The organism is Enterococcus sp. DIV2385, assembly GCF_051711925.1.
In the GTDB taxonomy this organism is placed as follows: domain Bacteria; phylum Bacillota; class Bacilli; order Lactobacillales; family Enterococcaceae; genus Enterococcus; species Enterococcus faecalis.
The window spans coordinates 2,066,169-2,086,829 of the sequence record NZ_JBIONV010000001.1; the positions used below are offsets into that span (position 1 = coordinate 2,066,169).

Genomic DNA, 20,661 nt, shown 5'->3' on the forward strand with positions numbered 1-20,661 from the left:
CTAACTATTGGTTTCTTGAATTAGTTTTCTGTACTCTTCTGGCGTATCGATATCTTTTAAACGGCCAGGAGTCGCTATTCTCAGCATCTGAACTGCTTCTGGAAAGCGTTCATAAATCATGCGTCCGCCTGTTTCACCAGTCAATGTTAATAGTTCTTGTCGAAATTGATTACCGAATAATACTGGACTACTAGGACAGCCATCTTTTTGTAATGGCACTACAATTTTATTTCTCTGACATTTATCTAACACGGGTTGTAGCATTTTAGGTGTTAACAATGGTTGATCACTAGGTAAGTATAAATAGCCAGCTCCCCGAGCTTGTTCGGTTCCTAAACGAATACTGCTACTTTGTCCTTCTTGCCATTGATGATTGAGAATCAACTGAATGTTCTTAGGTAAAGGAAACGCTGGCTGATTCTCAGGCGAAACAACTAAAATCCGTTCTAATACGTCTAATTGATTCACTAAGGTTAACGTGTGCTCTAAAAATGTTTTGCCTTGATATTTTAAGAACAATTTATTTTGGCCCATTCGTTGTGAATTGCCCGATGCTAGAATAATGACACTAACGAGTGACATGAGTTGTCTCCTTTTATCTTTTTTTCTTTTGATAAGGGGTATTTTCTAAAGGCAGACTTGGTCGGAGCTGACCATCCAAGGCAAAATATGCGCCTGCTAAAGCTGGTGCGGTAGGGATCGTTGCTAACTCACCTACGCCTTTAATTCCATAGGCTAAACCTTCGTGAAGATTGTCAGCATGAACCAAAATTGTTTCGATTGGTGGTACTTGAGTGGCGTTCACTAATCCTAGCGTTGCATATTTTGCTTTAACATAGCCTTCTTCTAAGGCAAATTTTTCAGTTAAAGCATACCCCATGCCCATTGCAATCCCACCTTCAATTTGACCTTCAGCAGCTCGTGGATTCACCACTTGCCCCATATCATACGCAGCCACAAATTTAGCTACTTTTCCTTTGTCATCTAGAATAGCTACTTCAGCAGCATAACCATATCCAGCATGACTAACTGGACTTTTTTTATCATTAATTAACGGATCCGTTTTCGCTGAATATTCCCCATAAAATTCTTCGCCTTCCAAATCGCTTAAAGCACGTCCCATATCAAGTTCATACCGTAATTGCATTGCCGCTCTTCTAGTAGCTTCTCCTGTGAAGAGTGACTGCCTCGAAGCCGTTGTTGTTCCTGAATTCGGCGTTCTTCTCGTATCAGGTGCTTCCGCAACAATCATTTCTGGTGGTAAATTTAATGTTTCACAGGCAATTTGCGTCGTAACGGTTGCCATCCCTTGACCGATACAAGCAGCACTTGTGCGGACATGTATTTTTCCTTCTTCAACAGAAATAATACAACGCCCTGTATCAGGTAGCCCCACACCCACACCACTATTTTTAAAGAAACTAGAAATTCCAGCAACTTCCGCTTGTTCATAGACGTCTTTAACCGCTAACAAGGCTTCTTTTAACGCCGCATTTTTCGAGACCAATTGTCCATTCGGTAAAGTATCTCCTGGGGCGACGGCATTTTTAAAGCGTATTTCCCATGGTGATAGTCCGACTTTTTCTGCTAACAAGTTTAAATTACTTTCAATTGCAAAAGCCGTTTGGCAAACACCAAATCCGCGAAATGCACCTGCTGGCGGATTATTAGTATATACAGCAAACCCTTCCACATCAATCGTTTGATACTTGTAGGGACCTGCCGCATGTGTACAAGCCCGTTGCAATACCGGTCCTCCTAAAGAAGCATAGGCCCCAGTATCCGCATAAATCACTGCTTTCATTGCAGTTAAATTGCCTTCTTCATCACAGCCGGTCGTAAAGTCCATTTCCATGCCATGGCGTTTGGGATGAACCATCAAACTTTCTTCACGGCTTAGCAGTACTTTTACTGGTTTCTTCAATAACCAAGCGGCTAAGGATGCATGATGCTGAACACTCATGTCTTCTTTTCCACCAAAACCACCACCAACAAGTTTTGATTGAACATGAATTTTTTCCTTGTCTAGCCCTAGCATCCGAGCCACTTCCCGTTGTTCATCATAGATACTTTGACCCGCACTAAAGAGTAAAATGCCCTCACCTTCAGGTTGTGCAATCGCACATTCGGGCTCCATAAAGGCATGTTCATTAATTGGTACGGAATAATGTTCTGTCACTACAAACGCAGAATTTTCTAACACTTCCTCTGCATTGCCACGTACCAAGTGTTCATGAGACAAGATATTGCCCTTTTCATGAATAGCTGGTGCACCTTCTGCTAAAGCAGCTTCACAAGAAGTAAGCGGTATCATTTCTTCGTAATCAACTTCCACTAAATTTTTTATCTCTGGTAAGGTTTCTTTTCTTTTTGAAACAACGAGTGCTACTGCATCCCCAACATACCGCGTTATTTCTCCTTCTGGAATCATTACATCCCAATCGGAAATAAATTCTAAATGACCAATTTTATTATTTCCTGGAACGTCTTTAGCTGTGAACACAGCCACACAGTCAGGATGCGCCAATGCTTGGGTACTATCGATTGATAGAACTTTTGCGCGAGGATAGGCACTCCGCAAAGCAGATGCATGAAGCATTCCTTCTATGTCAATGTCATCTACATAAATCCCTATTCCTAAGGTTTTCTCCACTGCATCGACCCGTTGGAAGTCTTCCCCTAATTTACCATTTGAATGTTCTTCTGGAATGCTCGTTTCTTCACAAAACATTTTAGCAGCTAACTGAATGGCTTCTATTATTTTCACATATCCTGTACAACGACAAATGTTTCCTCGTATAGCTTTCTGAATGTCTTCTTTTGTGGGTTCGGGTTTCTTGTTCAATAATCCTTGTGCCGAAATAACCATCCCAGGGATGCAATACCCGCACTGAACTGCACCCGTTTTTGCAAACGCATAGGCATAGACATCTTTTTGCCGTTGGCTTAAACCTTCGATTGTCGTGACTTCTTTACCAGCTAATTTTTCTAGAGTAAACAAACATGCTTTGGAAGCCTTTCCATTTACTAACACCGTACATGCACCGCAAGAGCCTTGGTTACAGCCATCTTTTGTTCCAGTTAGGCCCAGATCCTCCCGCAAAAAGTCCATTAATTTTTTGTTTGTTTCACAGGTTTCACTTTGACCATTTACAATAATTGAATACATTTCTTGCACCTCGATTTCTGATATAGTTTAGTGTTCAATCACCTAGATTATACCACAAATCTTCGTTCTAAAAATTATTTTTTAGCAAAAAAAGTTTTTTGTTTAATTTAAAGGTCCTCATTATTGATAGCGCTGTTGAATTAATTCTCCCGCGATGCTAATCGCTAACTCTTCTGGTGTTTCGGCTGCAATATCTAAGCCAATTGGCATGAAAATTCTTTCAATTTCAGTCATTGTATAACCGACCTCTTTTAACCGTCGAACTTGTGAAGCAATTTTGTGTTTGCTCCCCATCACACCAATATATTTGGCTGGTGTTTCCAATAACTGTTTGGCAACGATGAAATCAAAATTGTGTCCTCTGGTAATCACTATACCATAATCGTCCGCCGTTATTTCAATAAACGCAGCTAAATTTTCTAAAGGAATCACCCGTAGTTCCTCAGCTTGTGGAAAAGCTTGTGCCGTCAAAAATTCTGGACGATCGTCCACTACAACGCAATAAAACGATAAATAGTTTAAAATAGGTACCAATGCGCGTGCGACATGACCACTTCCAAAAATATACACTTTCCCTACTTGGAGGATCGCTTCTGTTAAAAAAGTTGTTTCCTCTTTTTGCACACAATGGATACCTTTAGGTAGCAAACTTAATTCCCCCTCCCAAGAAGTGGAACCAATCAATTCGCCTGTTTCACTATAAAAGGATACTTTTCCTAAATTGTTTTGATCTAGTTCAGTCATTAACCAACCTTGTTGATTATTTTGAAAATGCGTTTCTATGGACTCACACAACTCTTTTAAAAATGGCGTTTCCCATGAAAGATAATGGAAAAAAATCGTGACATTTCCGCCACAGACCATGCCTAAATCAGCAATATTATTCGGTGCTAAAATAAATTGACGTTGTGCATTTTCTTTCTCAATAAGTAGCTTTTTTGCCACTTGTTCAGCCTGAAATTCAACCGCCCCACCACCAACAGTTCCGGCTATTCTACCTTCGGCGGAAACCAGCATTCTAGCCCCTTGACTTCGTGGTGTAGATCCTGAACTTGTACCAATCGTTAATAACATCGTGTCTTGCTTTTCCAATATTGCCTGTTTCAAACGCTGAAATACTTCTCTCATTTCAGTTCCTCCGATACTACATCCTGTTCTTTAAATATTTCTTCAAAGCATGCCTCTACCTGTTGATACACTTTTTTCTCAAATAAAAGATATTGATCAATCAATTCTTTTCCTTGGTCCGTAACAATTGACCCGCCACCATTACAACCACCAACACTTTTGATAATTAATGGAAAAGATAGCTCTTCTTCAGCTACCCGCACAATCCGCCATGCCTTATTATAAGACATTTTCATCTCTTTTGCCGCTAAGTTTAGTGAACCAGTTTGCTGAATTTTTTGTAAAACTTCGACAACGCCAGGACCAAAAAAGTTCCGATCTGTTTTTAATTTTAAGTTTAGGGAATACGTAAACATCTTCTCCTCCTTTATTCGTTCATTTTTTTATAGATAACGTAAGGGAAAAAGGATACGAAAGCTTACTCACTTTCGTATCAAAAAAAGCAATCTTCACTCAAGTGCTACGCGCTTTTTTGGTTTTAAAATGACATTTAAAAGGACTGCTACCAAAGTGGTTAAGATAACTTCCGAATTACCGAAAATCGTTGTTACCCAAGTTGGAAAACCAGCTAAGCTTCCAGTAGACAATGTGACACCAATTCCAAATGCTAGAGCTGTTCCGACAACCCCAGTATTTCGAGGAGTCATTTCCTGCGAAGCAATCATCCGAATACCTGTCATAGAAATAGAAGCAAAAACTGAAATCGTTGCGCCACCAATTACCGCGTAAGGAATTGTAGTTAATAATGCAGCTACTTTCGGAACAAAACCAGCAATTAATAATATAACTGAAGCGAAAACCAGAACATATTTATTAATCACTTTTGTTACCGTAACCAGACCAACATTTTGTCCAAAAGTTGCCACTGGGATTGATCCAAATAAACTGCCAATAAAGTTAGTGAAACCACTCCCCATAATTCCGCCAGATAATTCTTCATCCGTTGCATCCCGATCCATTGCCCCAACCGTTGTTGCTGTAAATTGACCGATGGCTTGAACAGCATCAACAATAAACATCACCACAAGCGTAAAGATTGGTACCAATTGAAAATCCAGTCCAAAGTGAAACGGGGTAATTACCTGAACGATTTTAGCATTTTGAACTGGCTCAAAACTAACCATCCCTAAAGCTAAAGAAATCAAATAGCCAATAACCATTCCGTTTAAAATTGCGGATAACTTCAAAAATCCTTTTGCAAAATAATTGAAGTAAAAGACAATCGCAAAGGTTAATAATGCAACTAACCAATTCCGGGCTGAACCAAAATCAGCACTACCAGCTCCTCCTGCCATATACTTAATCGCAACAGGAAACAGGGATAGGCCAATACTTAAAATAACCGTTCCTGTTACTAAAGGCGGAAACAACACACGGATTTTTTTAATGAACAAACCAACAATAATAACAAGAATACTGCCAACTAATTGGGAACCAAAAATTGCTGCAATTCCAAAATCAGCTCCGATGGCCATCAAAATCGGTACATACGCAAAACTTGCCCCCATCATAACTGGTAACCGTGAACCCACTTTTCCAAAAATAGGGAAAAGTTGAATTAACGTTGCAACTGCTGAAAAAATCAATGATGTTTGAATCAAAATAGTCGTATCACTAGGACTTAATTGGCAAACTTTGGCAATCATAATTCCCGGTGTGACAATCCCTACTACTGCTGCGACAACGTGTTGCAATCCCATCGGAATTGCTTCAGAAATTGATAGTTTCGCATCATATTCAAATAATGCTTGCTCTTTTTTTTCATTCATAGGATCGTTTCCTTCTTCTTTTTATTCTAAAAGGATTGTTCCCCTTAATCTGTAAAGAATGCAATCCTTTTTCCCTCAGAAACATCTTAAAAATTATCCTTTGACAGCAACTGCTTCAATTTCAAATAAACCATCTTTTGGCAACTTGGCTACTTCTACACAAGAACGTGCAGGCAAAACTTCTGAAAAGTAATTCCCATAGATTTCGTTAATTTTGCTAAAATCAGACATATGTTGTAAAAACACCGTTGTTTTCACAACATTATCATAGGTCATCTCGACCTCTTTTAAAATCGAACCTAAATTGATAAAAGCTTGTTTTGCTTGTTCTTCCACTGTAGTCTTCATTTCGCCCGATTGCGGATCTAATCCTAGTTGTCCAGAAATGTACAACGTATTTCCCGCTAAGACAGAATGTGAATAAGGCCCTACAGCAGCTGGTGCCTGTGCAGAATTAATCATTTTGTTTGTCATCGTTTTCCTCCATTCTATGATTCTTTATTTTCAATTAAAGTCCCTGTTTTTCCAGATAATCCTTCTTTGGCTTTTTCTAATAACGTAATCAATGTTTTTCGACCTGGCTTAGATTCAGCAAACTTAATCGCTGCTTCAACTTTTGGTAACATTGAACCTGGAGCAAACTGACCTTCTTGCGCATATTGTTTCATTTTTTCTGTTGAAACATTCCCTAAGGCTTCTTGATTTTCTTTACCAAAATTAATACAAACTTTTTCAACTGCTGTTAAAATCACGAGCAGATCAGCATCCACTTGTTCAGCCAGTCGTTCACTACAAAAATCTTTGTCGATGACTGCATTGACACCTTTTAGTCGGTTCCCTTCTTGAATGACTGGGATGCCACCACCGCCGCCAGCAATGACTGTTTGGCCAGCATCAACCAATGTTTGAATCGTGAGAAGTTCGACAATATTTTTGGGTTTAGGAGAAGCGACGACTTGGCGATAACCACGGCCAGCATCTTCCATCACTTGTATATTTTTTTCTTTGACTAATTGTTCTGCTTCTTCTTTTGTCATGAACCGACCAATTGGTTTCGTTGGTTTTTTGAACGCCGGATCATTTTCATCCACGACCACTTGAGTGACTATGGTGGTGACGGCTTTACTTATATTTCGTTGACGCAACTCTTCTTGTAGCGCATTCTCTAAATCATAGCCAATGTAACTTTGACTCATGGCTACGCACATGGATAACGGAACAACTGGATATTGTGGATTATTAAAGGAAAATTCTTCCATAGCTAATTGAATCATCCCCACTTGAGGACCATTGCCATGAGATAAAATAACTTCATATCCTGCTTCAATCAAATCTGCAATCGCTTTGGAGGTCTGTTTTACGGCAGTCATCTGCTCCGTCAAATTATTTCCTAAAGCATTGCCACCTAAAGCTACTACGACGCGTTTGCCCATTGCTTCACCTCATTTTCTGTTTTATAAAAAGGACGATGCTTTTTCTTTTTCACAACGAGTTTTCGTATTAACTGTCTGTTGTCGTTGCATGAAGTCAACGCACATGACTAAGCGTTCTTGACTCGAGACAATCACACATTCATGAATAGACTTGGGAAGGTCTTATTTGTTCATGTTGAAGAGGCAACTTCTAATGATTCATTGTGTAAAGAAAAAGCATCTGTCTTCATGCCAAATTCATTATTTTACTTCTCTTGGTGTCGCTTTATCCGCTAAGTCTGTTAAGGTTTTTTGCGGATTTTTTACTTTACTTAAGAAAATCATAGCCGCAATAACATACGGTTTGTAGCTAGCTTCTTTGTAAAGTTCGACCCGATAACGATCGAAAACAGAAGCTTCCACTTCACCTTCTTCACAACTTACACCAGTAATATCAGCTGGTAGACAATGCATATACAAAGCTTTGCCGTCTTTCGTTGTTTTCATCAATTCTTCAGTACATTCCCAATCTTTGTGCTTTTTATTTTGAGAAAGTAATTCTTGTTCTAATTGATCAATTCCTGCTTGGTCACCATTGCCATATAATTCAGTTCGCTTTTCCATTGCCGCAAAAGGTGCCCAGCTTTTCGGATAAACAACATCCGCATCTTTGAATGCTTCTGCCATACTATTCGTTTTAGTAAAGTTTCCACCAAATTCTGCCGCATTTTTCTTCGCAACTTCTTCTACTTCTGGCATAATTTCATAACCTTCTGGATGTGCTAAGACGACATCCATTCCTAAACGGGTCATTAGACCAACAATTCCTTGAGGAACAGATAATGGTTTTCCATAAGATGGTGAATACGCCCAAGTCATGGCAACTTTTTTCCCTTTCAGGTTTTCAATACCACCAAATTCATGAATTAAATGCAGCGCATCTGCCATTGCTTGTGTCGGATGGTCAATATCACATTGTAAATTCACTAACGTTGGGCGCTGTTCCAATACCCCATCTTTATATCCTTCTTGGACAGATTCTGATACTTCGTGCATGTAAGCATTGCCTTTACCAATGTACATGTCATCACGAATACCAATGATATCAGCCATAAAAGAAATCATGTTTGCTGTCTCACGAACAGTTTCTCCGTGAGAAATTTGACTTTTTCCTTCGTCTAAATCTTGAACTTCTAAGCCCAAAAGATTACACGCTGAAGCGAAACTAAAACGTGTTCTTGTAGAGTTGTCGCGGAATAAAGAAATCCCCAAGCCACTATCAAAGATTTTAGTTGAAATATTATTTTCTCTTAAATAGCGTAATGTATCGGCAACTGTGAAAACAGCTTCTAATTCATCTCTTGTTTTTTCCCAAGTTAGGAAAAAGTCATTTTCGTACATTTTTTCAAATTCTAATTTATCTAATTTCTCAATATATTCTTTAAACGTTTCCATTCCATCTGCTCCTTTTTTCTTGTCTAATAATCCTTTACTTAACCACAATAGACCGTTGGTAATGCCGCATAAACGGCTGCACAACGAACCAAATCATCTTTCCAAGTTTTTTCATTTGGTGCATGTGCTTGTGCTTCCGCCCCTGGCCCGAAACCAATACAAGGAATACCATTACGTCCCATAATTGAAACGCCATTTGTTGAGAAGGTCCACTTATCTAACAATGGGCGTTCTTCACGCATTTCCACTGTTTCTACAGAGCCTTTCCGTGTTTCTCCATAGAGATTTTTATGCGTTTCCATCAAGGCTTTTGTTACATCATGATTTTCTGGAATGACCCACGTTGGGAAATAACATTCAATTTCATAAGTTAAATCAGTATAAGAAGGACGATCATAGTTGTACATTGAAACCGTCACATCATCTCCATATTTTTTAACAGCTGGTAAATTGCGAATTTCTTCTAAACAACTTTCCCAAGTTTCTCCAGCAGTCATTCGACGGTCTAGTGAAACGGTACAGCCATCCGCAACAGCACACCGACTTGGTGAAGAATGGAAAATTTGCGAAACAGTCACCGTACCACGACCTAAGAAACGGGCTTCTTGCCACTCTGGATTGTACTTAGGATCTAACATACGAACTAAACCACGAATCGCTGTGCTTTCTGTATCTCCATTGTTGTTTAAGGCACGAACATCTTGTAAGATATCCGCCATTTTGTAAATGGCATTATCTCCACGTTCTGGAGCTGAGCCATGACACGAAACGCCTTTGACATCAACTTTAATTTCCATTCGGCCTCGTTGACCACGATAAATCCCACCATCTGTTGGTTCTGTTGAAACAACAAATTCTGGACGGATACCGTCTTCTTTGATAATGTATTGCCAGCATAAACCGTCACAGTCTTCTTCTTGGACAGTAACTGTTACTAAAGCAGTATATTTTTCTGATAATAGACCTAAATCTTTCATGATTTTAGCGCCATAAATAGCCGAAACAATCCCGCCTTCTTGGTCAGATGTACCGCGACCACCGATCTCAGTTTCTGTTTCATAACCATCGTAAGGATCAAATTTCCAGTTACTCATTTCACCAATTCCGACAGTATCCATGTGCCCATCAAAAGCAATTAATTTTTCACCAGACCCCATATAACCAAGTAAATTTCCTTGAAGATCAATGTCAATTTTATCGAAACCTAATTTTTCCATTTCGGCTTTTGCTCGCGCAATTTTGTTGCCTTCTTCTGCACTTTCTCCTGGAATTTTGACAAGGTCTCTTAAAAATTTGACCATATCTTCTCTGTAACCTTCTGCTGCTGCATTTACTGCATTAAAATCCATTCCTTTTACCTCCATAAAATTTTTTTATAATTGTCTGGATCAGTGTCCCCTTCGGTAGAAAACATTAAAACGTTTGACGTCTCATCCAGTTGCAATGCCTCACGTAATTCTTGATAGTCGGTATCTTGCATCACTGTAGCTACTAAGCCCATTGCTACTGCCCCAGATTCGCCTGATACAACTTGCGGATCCCCTTTTAATGGCGCTCCCAACATACGCATTCCCTTTTCAGAAACCCAATCTGGTGCTGAAACAAAGAAGGATGTATGATTTTTTAGAATATCAAAAGAAATCGTATTAGGTTCTCCACATGCTAGGCCAGCCATAATTGTCTGTAAATCACCATCGACAAAGCGAATTTCTCCGTCTTTTTTAATTGCTGATTGATATAAACAGTCAGCCGCCTGTGCCTCAACTACGACCATAATCGGTGGGTTTTCTGGAAAAGCATTAGCAAAATAACCAATCACCGCACCAGCTAAACTACCGACACCAGCTTGAACAAAAACATGACTAGGTCGTTCAGAGCCAAATTTTCTTAATTGTTGAGAGGCTTCTAACGCCATCGTTCCGTATCCTTGCATAATCCAAGTCGGAATTTTTTCATATCCGTCCCAAGCGGTGTCTTGAACCATGACACCGTTTTCAGTTTCTTCGGCCATTTTATTAGCCATTCGCACACATTCATCGTAATTAACTTCTTCGATTGTGACGGTTGCGCCTTCTTTTTCAATATTTTCTTTTCTCGTCTGTGTTGAACCCTTCGGCATGAGTACAACTGATTTTTGGCCTAATTTATTCGCAGCCCAAGCGACTCCTCGTCCATGGTTACCATCAGTTGCTGTAAAAAACGTAGCTTGTCCAAAAGCTGATCGTAATTGATCAGAAGTTAATTCATCATATGTTAGTTCCGAAACATCTTTCTTTAATTTTTCGGCAATATAGTTAGCCATGGCAAACGAACCACCTAAGACTTTAAAAGCATTTAAACCAAAGCGATAAGATTCATCTTTAACAAAGAAATCATTTAACCCCAGATAAGCGGCCATATGATTCAATTCTGCTAATGGTGTTTCTGAATACTGTGGAAAACTTTTGTGAAAAGCCAAAGCTTTCTCAATTTTTTCTTTAGACATCAGAGGTAAGTACTTATCCTCCGTCTTCGGCATTTCATTTACTGTCCATTTAATTTTTTCCAAAAATACTTCTCCTCCTTCTATTTTTAAGTTGCTTTACGAAAAACAAATTTTCCTTGATTTGCCAAGATGACTTGCCCAGCTTCAGCAACTTTTTGACCTCTTAAATAAACCATTCGAGCCTGTCCTTGTGTTTCAAATCCTTCATACGGCGTATAATCGACATTTTGTAACTGCGTTCTCGCAGCAATCACGCCGGTTGTTCTAGGATCCCAAACAACTAAATCGGCATCACTGCCTTCTTGCACCACACCTTTTTGTGGATACATCGAGAATTGTTTAGCAATATTTTCAGAAAGCAGAGCAACCATTTTTTCCAAGGTGATTCGGCCCTTCGCCACACCTTCCGTGTAAATTAATTCTGGTCTCGTTTCAACACCTGGCATCCCATTGGGAATTTTACTAAAATCATCTTTGCCAACTGTTTTTTGTCCGTGAAAATTAAAACTGCAGTGATCTGTCGATATTGTATTGATTGCCCCCTCTTTAATTCCTTGCCACAAAGCCTGTTGATCCTCTCGTTTGCGTAGTGGCGGTGAGCAGACATATTTTGCTGCTTCAAAATTAGGCGCATCATACAAGTGATCATCTAGTAAAAGATATTGAGGGCAAGTTTCTACATAGACTGATTGTCCTCTTTGACGAGCCCGTTCCACCGCTTCTAACGATCGTTTTGTGCTTAAATGCACAATATTAACCGGCAAATCAGCCATTTCCGCTATCATCAAATATCTTGCTACCGCTTCTGCTTCAACAGCCGCCGGTCTTGATAACGGATGATAGTGCGGGGCTAACTTTCCTTGAGAAACATATGATTGGATTAATTCATCTACTAAATCACCATTTTCACAATGAACGCCTAACATTCCATTAACTTTTTTTATTTCCTTCATCGCTTCAAAAATTTCCGCATCTGTGGTTCGCAAATTATCATAAGCCATATACATTTTGAAGGAAGTAATACCTGCAGCAATCATTTCCTGAATTTCAGCAGCTATCGTTGGTTTCCATTCAATCATGGACATATGGTAAGTATAATCACATGAACTCTTGCCTTCAGCCAATTGATTCCAAGTAGCTAAACAGTCTTTCAATGAGCCGCCTTTATTAGGTGTAGCCATATCAATAACCGTAGTCGTACCTTTGGCCACCGCCGCTTGGCTTCCAGTGGTAAAGTTATCCGCCGTACTTAACGAACCTTTGCCATTATTTAATTCCAGATGCGTATGCGCATCAATAAAGCCTGGTAATACATAACACCCCGTAACATCCTCAATCTGAGAATTTTCTACTGGTAAATTTGCCCCCATCTCTACAATTTGCTCGCCGTCAATTCGAATATCCAATTGACGACGATTATATGCAGATACGACGGTTCCACCTTTGAGCAGAATAGACATTTATTTATCCCCCAGTCGTAAATTTCCTTTTATGCTTGCATACAATAAGCATATTCTTCAATCATAGTTACCATTAATGCAATTAAATCTTCTGGTACATCTAATCCTTGATCTGTTAATTGAATCGTTGACACTGTTCCCCATAGACGCAGTAAACAAATTTTATCCACAGGATTTTGAACATAGAAACCTGAATTAGTACTGTCATAAAAATCAGATTCACTATTAAATAAGGTAAATTTGTCTTTGTAAGGGGCACTTGCATAAGGGCAAAATGTTTCACAGTTACCACATTCGTTACACATCCGATCAACATGGACAATTTGTGGTTTTCCTTCGACATACACAACAATATTTGCTCGGTTTGGACAGACATCCATACAAGATTCACAAATTGTGGAGCATTCTAAGCAACGACTAGCTTGACTACAAGACATCTCGTCTGTCACAAGGATACCCCGTTTGTTTCTAACAAATGCGACATCACTATTTAAATTATCTTTTTCATAGTGATGATTGTGGACAAGACAAATATTATTGGCCGCTTTGGTTGCATCAGCGATTGCTTCAACAATTGTAGCTGGTCCTAAATTAGCGTCACCAATGACATAGACGCCTGGTATATTTGTTTCCAATGTTTCTTGATTTGAAACGACTTTCCCATAGTTGTCTGTGTGAATGCCTAATGCTTGGTAAAATTCTGTATCTACTTTTTCACCAACAGCGGCAATCACTGTATCAGCAGGAATATCAATCATTTCTCCTGTACCAATTGGTCGACGGCGTCCAGAGGCATCTCGTTCACCTAGGACCATTTTTTCACAAGTTAATTGTTGATTTTCATGTTTAATTGGCGAAAGTAATTCTAAAAAGTCAACGCCATCTTCTAAGGCTAAATAAAGTTCTTCTTCATCTGCTGGCATATTGCGTTTATTCCGACGATAAACCACTGAGACTTTTTTAACACCAGGTAATGTTGTGGCTGCACGAGCACAGTCCATAGCTGTATTTCCGCCACCAACGACGACAATCTGTTCTCCGTAAGGATTAATCGTTGGATTTTCTCGATTTGCTTTTAAAAATTCTAACGAGTTCAATGCTCGACCAGATTCTAAACGAAGGACCCCATGTTTCCATGCACCAATGGCATAAATAACATTCGTATAGCCTTGGTTTTTCAATTCCGCCAATGATGGCGCCTCTTGTCCTGTACGGAATTCGGCTCCCATAAATTCCGCTAACTGAACGTCTTTTTGAACAGATTCCATAGAAATTCGAAATTCTGGTACAATCTGGCTACAAACGCCCCCAATTGTCTCGGATTTTTCAAACACAGTAACAGGCATGCCTTCACGTGCTAATAAATACCCAGCAGAGATCCCTGCAGGACCTCCACCCACAACAGCTGTTTTAGGTGCATTTTCTTTTGGCTGTGGCTTTTCTAGTGTCGTCAATAATTCATCATAAGCATGTTCAGCTGCTTCTAACTTCACTTCCCGAATATGAATAGATTCTTCATAAAATTGACGTGTACATTTAGTCATACAAGGATGTGCACAAATGGTTCCAGTAATAAAAGGCAACGGATTTTTATCGACAATTACTTGCAAGGCCTTTAAATAATTGCCTTCACTTACATAACGAAGGTAAGCAGGAATATCCTGATTGATTGGACAACCACCGTCACTTCGACAAGGAGCGATATAACAATCTGTTAGTGGAACTGTTTTTCTTAGTTTGGTACTTTCTGGTAATTTAATTGATTTTTGGTAACGCGCTTGTGTTTTAGCTTTCTCAACAACTTGGGCTAATTTATCCAAGTTGACATGAACCATCTGAGGATATTCTGCTGCGCTTAATACATTAGCAACTTGATTCATTCGTTGATAGCCACCAGGTTTCAATAGCGTCGTTGCCATAGTGATTGGCCAAATCCCAGCATCAAATATTTCTTTACTATTGAAAATATCTGCACCGCCAGAATAAGAAATTTGTAGTTTCCCATCAAATGCTTCTGATAATTTTTGTGCCAATGAAATACTAAGAGGAAATAGCGAACGTCCTGACATGTACATTTCATCACCAGGTAATTCATTTGCTGCAATCGTTACCGGGAAAGTGTTCGTAATTTTAACTCCGAAGCTTAGATTTTTACTATTGGCTAATAATTGTAGACGTTGTAACATCGGTACTGCTTCTTCAAATTGTAAATCTTCTTTAAAATGGTGATCGTCAAAAACCATATAATCAAACCCTAGCTCATCCATCGTTTGACGCGCATATTCATAACCTAACATGGTTGGATTACATTTAATAAAGGAATGGAGCCCTTTTTCACTTAATAAATAGGCCGCAATTCGTTCAATTTCGTCTGATGGACAACCGTGTAAAGTCGACAGCGTAATAGAATGACAGACTTTAGGACTAATTGCTTCGATATATAAGTCATCTACTTTTTTAAAATAAGATAGATATTTTTTGGCAGCTGCTTGGCATTCCGCCCAAATCGGCGTTCCTTCTGCGTTCTGCATTTCGTTAATATAACGATCAATTTTTGGTGATTGAATCCCTGCCAAATCATAGCCAACACTCATATTAAAAATGAAACCATTCGGGTCACCTAGCTCGAACTCTTTACTAAGTAACTTCAAAACGAACCATGCTTTGACGTATTCATCATAAGCTTGGGGAACGCGCAATTCTGTGGACCACTCAACGTTGTAACATTCATCTGCTGCTGCGATACATGGTTTACTCACAGGTAAATCTTCTCCATCCAGTATCTGGACTGTCTTAACTTCAAAAAAACGAGAACCTGTTAAATAGGCCGCAATAATATTTTGTGCTAATTGTGTATGAGGACCTGCTGCTGGACCACAAGGGGTTTCCATTTTTTCTCCAAATAACGAAATCGTTTTTGTAGGATCCGCATGATAAAATTTACGAATGCCAAAAATTGTGCCATCTTGTTGATACTCACTAAAAATCCAATTTAATAAAGCCTCAATTGAGATGGGATGCATAATATCACTCATTAACGTCACTCCTTTTATTTATAATGAAAGCTATTGATTTACTCGTTTCCAGAAAGATTGTGCTTGCGTTTGCGCATCATGCCAAACTTTCTCTTCATCAATTCCTTGAACTTCACGATTACGCATCCGAATTTCTCCATTAATCACCGTGTCAGTGACCATCCCACCATTCATGCCGAATAAAATGTGCATGTTATAATTCTCTTTTGTCATTGGTGTCGGGCCATGATAATCAACAATAATGACGTCTGCTGCTGCATCAGGTTCTAAAACGCCTAGCTTTGTTTTAAAATAGCGATTAGCCATTTGCGGATTATTATCAAACAGCATTGTGGGAATTTCTGCCCAACCCGCATTTGGATCAGCTAAATGATGTTTGTGGATAACATTTCCTACCTTATAAGATTCCGTCACATCATTCGTATAACCATCTGTGCCAAGACCCATCAAAATACCATACTCATTAAACATGCGCATCGCAGGCGGGCAGCCGACCGCATTCCCCATATTCGACTCTGGATTCGTGACCACCATTGTGTCTGTATCTCTTAGTAATTCCATCTCATGAGGTCCAATATGGATGCAATGGCCTGCCATTGTCTGTTTTCCTAAAATTCCTAAATCAAATAATCGGTTCACAATCGGCTTCCCATATTTTTTCAAAGAATCATGAACATCGGCTAAATCCTCTGCAATATGAATATGATAACCAATCCCATCTGGCGTATTGGCTGCACATAATTCTAAAGAAGCATCTGATAAAGTAAATGCTGCATGCATACCCATCATCGCTTTTTGCATATCATCATTTCTTAAGGAACTGGCTTTAATAAAGGCGGCATTTTCTTGAACTGCTTCCTGTATTTTCTGCTCACCATCGCGATCAGAAACTTCATAACAAAGGCAGGTTCGAATCCCTAACTCGTCCGCTGCATTAGATAATTGGGTTAAACTCCCTGTAATTTCTCCGTAACTAGCATGATGATCAAAGACAGTTGTAACGCCGTTGCGAATACTATCTAAATAAGCAACCTTACCACTTTGATAAGTGTCTTCTAATGTCAAGGCACGATCAATTCGCCACCATTGATCTACCAAAATATCCATGAAATTTTTAGGATGATAATTCGTTAAACTTAACCCACGTGCAAAGGTACTATAAATATGATTGTGCATGTTAATAAAGCCTGGCATAATCACTCCACCTTTAGCATCAATAAATGTCGCTTCTGGATAAGCTTGTTTTAATTCTTCTGTCGTTCCGACTTGTTTCACAACTTGACCATCAATCGCCACACACCCATTTTCAAAAAAATGATTCTGCGCATCCCGAGTGATTAAACGCCCATTTCCAATTAATAACATGTATTCTCCTCCTATTTTTCAACCTATTCCCCACAAGTGGCAAACGCTTACAAATCAATCGCTCAATCATTCACGAATATAGCTTGATTAGCTTTGCTAATCTACATTCCTTACGAAAAGCATTTGAAGCGCTTGCATTTTTTTACTAACGAACTCATTAACTTGATTAAAGTATATCACCTTACCTTAAAAAAAACAATGCTACCTAAAAAATATTTTTTAGAATTTTGACAGCCGTTATCTTGTATTATTATTTTTATCATGCTATCATTATTTTTCAGAACAGGCAGTACGCGACATTAAAGGATTTAGCCCTGCCTATTCCATTTAAAAATATTATGTTAAATTTGACACAATCTTATAAAAACTGTTTGTGCCAGGCACATTAGAAAGGAGCTTATTTATGTTATCCGACGAAAAACTTACTTTTTTAACACAAATTGCTAAAGGTTTAGCTGGTCAATTTGGGGAAAACTGCGAAGTCGTTATCCACCAAATCAATGAAGACAATATTAACAATTCTATTGTTTCCATTGAAAATGGTCATGTCTCTTCTCGTCATCTGGGCGATGGACCTTCTCAAGTAGTCTTAGAAGCCTTAAAAAAAGACCCTAGTGAGTTGAATGATCATATTAACTATCTGACCCGCACCCATGATGGTCGTATTTTAAAATCTAGTACAATGTATTTTAAAGATGAGAATGGTCAACTCGATGGTATTTTTGCTATTAACTACGACATCACTACATTGATTGCTGCAGAGTCGAACTTAAAATCTTTGATTTCCACTGCAGAACCTGAAGAAGATAAAGACCCTGATTACATTCCTCAGGATGTTAATGAGTTGTTAGACGATTTAATTCACGAATCAGTCAAATTAGTTGGTAAGCCGGTCCCATTAATGACGAAGGACGATAAAATCAAGTGTATTCAATTTTTAAATAATAAAGGCGCCTTCTTAGTCACTAAATCTGGGGACAAAGTTTCTAACTTCTTCAATATTTCTAAATATACGCTATACAGTTATATTGATGCGAAATAAAAATGGAAATCAATGGACGATTTGTTGTTAAGACAAGTCGTTTATTCTCTTTTTTTCTTCACTATTCTACTTTTTCTAAAAGACTTTTTAAATAATAGTAAGAAAAAGTAAAAGGAATTAATTTTTTATTTTAGTTATGGTATGATAGATTGAGTTTAATTTAAAATAACGAAAAATTAAAGATATAGAAATTGGGGGACAACAAATGGGGATTCGAAGTCATTTAGCAATTGCTGCAGGAAAAACTTCGCAATGGGTTTTACAAACATTTTTTAAAGGCGGCAGTAGCTACCCAGGGAAATTAGCCCTAAAAATCGATCCTAAAATTTTAGATACATTGGCAAAAGACTATGAAATTGTCGTAGTCACTGGAACGAACGGCAAAACATTGACAACTGCTTTAACTGTTAACATTTTACGCCAAGAATTTGATGAGGTATTAACAAATCCAACGGGTGCTAACATGGAGCAAGGAATTGTCTCTACTTTTTTAAATGCCAAGGCGAAAAAAGGGCAAAAGAAATTTGCGGTTTTAGAAATTGATGAAGCAAGTTTAAGCCGTGTCACTAAATATATTCAACCAAAATTATTTGTTTTTACGAATATTTTCCGCGACCAAATGGATCGCTATGGTGAAATTTATACGACGTATCGCTTAATTATGGAAGGCGCCGCCGCTGCTCCTGAAGCAACTATTTTGTGCAATGGTGACTCGCCAATTTTTAATTCAAAAGAAACTGTAAATCCTCGCAAATACTATGGATTTAATCATTTACCACCGAAAGAGCAATTAGCTCATTACAATACAGATGGGGTTTTATGTCCAAAATGTAATCATATTCTTCATTATAAAATGATTACGTATGCTAATTTAGGTGATTACTATTGCCCAAATTGTGGCTTCAAACGCCCTGAATTGGATGTGCAGTTAACGGAAATGGTCCGGATGGATAATACATCTGCTGATTTTGTGATTGATGGCGAAGAATATGGCATTGCTGTTGGTGGGATGTATAATGTTTATAATGCGCTAGCGGCCACAGCGGTAGCAGAATACTATCAGGTGGCACCAGATAAAATCCGAGCAGGCTTAGCTTATGATGAAAAAGTTTTTGGGCGTCAAGAAACTATTAAAGTTGGCGATAAAGAATGTACGTTAGTTTTAGTAAAAAATCCCGTTGGTTTAAATCAGGTCATTGATATGATGGGCTTAGCCCCTTACTCTTTCTCGCTGGTTTCATTATTAAATGCCAATTATGCAGATGGAATTGATGTCAGTTGGATTTGGGATGGTAATCATGAAGCCTTTGCTGATATGGACATTCCAAAAGTAATTGCTGGCGGTGATCGCCATGAAGATATGGCCTTGCGTTTAAAAGTTGCGGGTATTCCTGAAGAAAAATTACTAGAAATTGCTGATTTAGAGCAAGTAATTTCAGAAATTAAAAGGTTGCCGACAGATCATGTCTATATTTTGGCAACCTATACTGCTGTTTTGCAATTAAGAAAATCATTAACAGCCCAAGGGTATATTCAAGGGGGAATGAATGGTGTCTAAAGAATTAGTCGTTTGTCATTTATATGGCAACTTATTAAATACTTACGGAGATAACGGAAATTTATTGATGCTTAAATATTTAACCGAAAAAATGGGCGTTACCTTCCGATCAGAAATTATTAGTATCTACGAACCGTTTGATCCCGAAAAATATGATTTAGTCTTTGTTGGTGGCGGTCAAGACTTCGAGCAACTGATCATCTCAGAAGACATTCAGAATAAAAAAGAAGCTTTGACTTCTTATATTGAAAATGACGGCGTCTTGTTAGCTATCTGTGGTGGTTATCAACTTCTAGGACATTACTATGTCGGCGCACAAGGCGAAAAAATTAAAGGAATCGGTGCATTAGATCATTACACTTTGAGCCAAGACAACAATCGTTTCATTGGTGATATTGAAATTTATAATGAAGAATTTGATGAAACGTATTATGGTTTTGAAAATCATAATGGCATGACTTTTTTAGGCGAAGGTGAACGACCTTTAGGAACAGTCAAACAAGGCAAAGGCAATAACGGTCAAGATAATGGCGAAGGCGTTGTCTATAAAAATGTGTTTGGCTCCTACTTCCACGGTCCAATCTTAGCACGCAACAAAAATCTAGGGATTCGGTTAATTCGGACCGCTTTAGAGAAAAAATATGGTGAACCGATCGCTATTCCTGAAACGCTTTATAAATAAAAGAAGAATCTAGTTCCTACATATAGGGCTAGATTCTTTTTCATTTCTCCAACAACTATTTACATCTTTACAAAATATAGTAAGATAAAGAGGTGCATTTA

At 38.6% G+C, this 20,661-nt stretch carries 16 protein-coding genes; 3 read left to right on the plus strand and 13 right to left on the minus strand.

The window, feature by feature from the left end:
• The 13 genes from mocA to ssnA all read right to left on the minus strand — a co-directional run bounded on the left by mocA (position 1) and on the right by ssnA (position 17,278).
• Positions 1-582 (minus strand): molybdenum cofactor cytidylyltransferase, encoded by a 582-nt coding sequence (mocA, locus tag IGM04_RS09990; RefSeq protein WP_002359652.1) that lies wholly within the window; start codon positions 580-582, stop codon positions 1-3.
• A gap of 13 nt (positions 583-595) precedes the next feature.
• A complete protein-coding gene (xdh, locus tag IGM04_RS09995; protein ID WP_086318033.1) occupies positions 596-3,169 on the minus strand; it encodes a selenium-dependent xanthine dehydrogenase in 2,574 nt (857 codons plus the stop codon).
• A 120-nt stretch (positions 3,170-3,289) separates the two neighbouring features.
• Entirely contained in the window at positions 3,290-4,297 is a 1,008-nt protein-coding gene (locus IGM04_RS10000; protein ID WP_002378593.1) for an XdhC family protein, read from the minus strand.
• Complete coding sequence (locus tag IGM04_RS10005; RefSeq protein ID WP_002356595.1) at positions 4,294-4,653, minus strand: winged helix-turn-helix domain-containing protein; 360 nt, start codon at positions 4,651-4,653, stop codon at positions 4,294-4,296. The genes IGM04_RS10000 and IGM04_RS10005 overlap by 4 nt, the downstream gene beginning before the upstream one ends.
• A 93-nt stretch (positions 4,654-4,746) precedes the next feature.
• Positions 4,747-6,066: a nucleobase:cation symporter-2 family protein gene (locus IGM04_RS10010; RefSeq protein ID WP_002356594.1), complete on the minus strand. Its 1,320-nt coding sequence runs from the start codon at positions 6,064-6,066 to the stop codon at positions 4,747-4,749.
• Between the two features lie 93 nt (positions 6,067-6,159).
• A complete protein-coding gene (locus tag IGM04_RS10015; protein ID WP_002362244.1) occupies positions 6,160-6,540 on the minus strand; it encodes a RidA family protein in 381 nt (126 codons plus the stop codon).
• Between the two features lie 14 nt (positions 6,541-6,554).
• Positions 6,555-7,499 carry a carbamate kinase gene (gene arcC / locus IGM04_RS10020; RefSeq protein ID WP_002362589.1) on the minus strand — a complete coding sequence of 315 codons (945 nt, stop codon included), beginning with the start codon at positions 7,497-7,499 and terminating at the stop codon, positions 6,555-6,557.
• 240 nt (positions 7,500-7,739) lie between these two features.
• On the minus strand, positions 7,740-8,933 hold the full coding sequence (gene ygeW / locus IGM04_RS10025) for a knotted carbamoyltransferase YgeW (RefSeq protein ID WP_002359643.1): 1,194 nt from the start codon (positions 8,931-8,933) through the stop codon (positions 7,740-7,742).
• A 38-nt stretch (positions 8,934-8,971) separates the two neighbouring features.
• A complete protein-coding gene (locus tag IGM04_RS10030) occupies positions 8,972-10,297 on the minus strand; it encodes a YgeY family selenium metabolism-linked hydrolase (RefSeq protein WP_086318032.1) in 1,326 nt (441 codons plus the stop codon).
• On the minus strand, positions 10,288-11,481 hold the full coding sequence (dpaL, locus tag IGM04_RS10035; RefSeq protein ID WP_086318031.1) for a diaminopropionate ammonia-lyase: 1,194 nt from the start codon (positions 11,479-11,481) through the stop codon (positions 10,288-10,290). The genes IGM04_RS10030 and dpaL overlap by 10 nt, the downstream gene beginning before the upstream one ends.
• Before the next feature lie 23 nt (positions 11,482-11,504).
• Positions 11,505-12,878, minus strand: a complete 1,374-nt coding sequence (hydA, locus tag IGM04_RS10040; RefSeq protein ID WP_002376596.1) for a dihydropyrimidinase — start codon at positions 12,876-12,878, stop codon at positions 11,505-11,507.
• A gap of 29 nt (positions 12,879-12,907) precedes the next feature.
• Positions 12,908-15,913: a putative selenate reductase subunit YgfK gene (ygfK, locus tag IGM04_RS10045; protein ID WP_002356587.1), complete on the minus strand. Its 3,006-nt coding sequence runs from the start codon at positions 15,911-15,913 to the stop codon at positions 12,908-12,910.
• A gap of 30 nt (positions 15,914-15,943) precedes the next feature.
• Entirely contained in the window at positions 15,944-17,278 is a 1,335-nt protein-coding gene (gene ssnA / locus IGM04_RS10050; protein WP_086318030.1) for a putative aminohydrolase SsnA, read from the minus strand.
• 403 nt (positions 17,279-17,681) lie between these two features.
• On the opposite strand from ssnA, the gene IGM04_RS10055 reads away from it, so the two are divergent.
• The 3 genes from IGM04_RS10055 (at position 17,682) to IGM04_RS10065 (ending at position 20,560) form a co-directional block, all read left to right on the plus strand.
• A complete protein-coding gene (locus IGM04_RS10055) occupies positions 17,682-18,320 on the plus strand; it encodes a helix-turn-helix transcriptional regulator (protein WP_002381503.1) in 639 nt (212 codons plus the stop codon).
• 205 nt (positions 18,321-18,525) lie between these two features.
• Complete coding sequence (locus tag IGM04_RS10060) at positions 18,526-19,878, plus strand: Mur ligase family protein (protein WP_086318029.1); 1,353 nt, start codon at positions 18,526-18,528, stop codon at positions 19,876-19,878.
• Entirely contained in the window at positions 19,868-20,560 is a 693-nt protein-coding gene (locus IGM04_RS10065) for a type 1 glutamine amidotransferase (protein WP_002356583.1), read from the plus strand. The genes IGM04_RS10060 and IGM04_RS10065 overlap by 11 nt, the downstream gene beginning before the upstream one ends.
• Positions 20,561-20,661 lie beyond the last annotated feature (101 nt).

Excerpts from the sequence above, each read along its gene's own strand:
- mocA (WP_002359652.1), bottom strand. The coding sequence starts at position 582 with ATGTCACTCGTTAGTGTCATTATTCTAGCATCGGGCAATTCACAACGA.
- xdh (WP_086318033.1), bottom strand. The coding sequence starts at position 3,169 with ATGTATTCAATTATTGTAAATGGTCAAAGTGAAACCTGTGAAACAAAC.
- IGM04_RS10000 (WP_002378593.1), bottom strand. The coding sequence starts at position 4,297 with ATGAGAGAAGTATTTCAGCGTTTGAAACAGGCAATATTGGAAAAGCAA.
- IGM04_RS10005 (WP_002356595.1), bottom strand. The coding sequence starts at position 4,653 with ATGTTTACGTATTCCCTAAACTTAAAATTAAAAACAGATCGGAACTTT.
- IGM04_RS10010 (WP_002356594.1), bottom strand. The coding sequence starts at position 6,066 with ATGAATGAAAAAAAAGAGCAAGCATTATTTGAATATGATGCGAAACTA.
- IGM04_RS10015 (WP_002362244.1), bottom strand. The coding sequence starts at position 6,540 with ATGACAAACAAAATGATTAATTCTGCACAGGCACCAGCTGCTGTAGGG.
- arcC (WP_002362589.1), bottom strand. The coding sequence starts at position 7,499 with ATGGGCAAACGCGTCGTAGTAGCTTTAGGTGGCAATGCTTTAGGAAAT.
- ygeW (WP_002359643.1), bottom strand. The coding sequence starts at position 8,933 with ATGGAAACGTTTAAAGAATATATTGAGAAATTAGATAAATTAGAATTT.
- IGM04_RS10030 (WP_086318032.1), bottom strand. The coding sequence starts at position 10,297 with ATGGAGGTAAAAGGAATGGATTTTAATGCAGTAAATGCAGCAGCAGAA.
- hydA (WP_002376596.1), bottom strand. The coding sequence starts at position 12,878 with ATGTCTATTCTGCTCAAAGGTGGAACCGTCGTATCTGCATATAATCGT.
- ygfK (WP_002356587.1), bottom strand. The coding sequence starts at position 15,913 with ATGAGTGATATTATGCATCCCATCTCAATTGAGGCTTTATTAAATTGG.
- ssnA (WP_086318030.1), bottom strand. The coding sequence starts at position 17,278 with ATGTTATTAATTGGAAATGGGCGTTTAATCACTCGGGATGCGCAGAAT.
- IGM04_RS10055 (WP_002381503.1), top strand. The coding sequence starts at position 17,682 with ATGTTATCCGACGAAAAACTTACTTTTTTAACACAAATTGCTAAAGGT.
- IGM04_RS10060 (WP_086318029.1), top strand. The coding sequence starts at position 18,526 with ATGGGGATTCGAAGTCATTTAGCAATTGCTGCAGGAAAAACTTCGCAA.
- IGM04_RS10065 (WP_002356583.1), top strand. The coding sequence starts at position 19,868 with ATGGTGTCTAAAGAATTAGTCGTTTGTCATTTATATGGCAACTTATTA.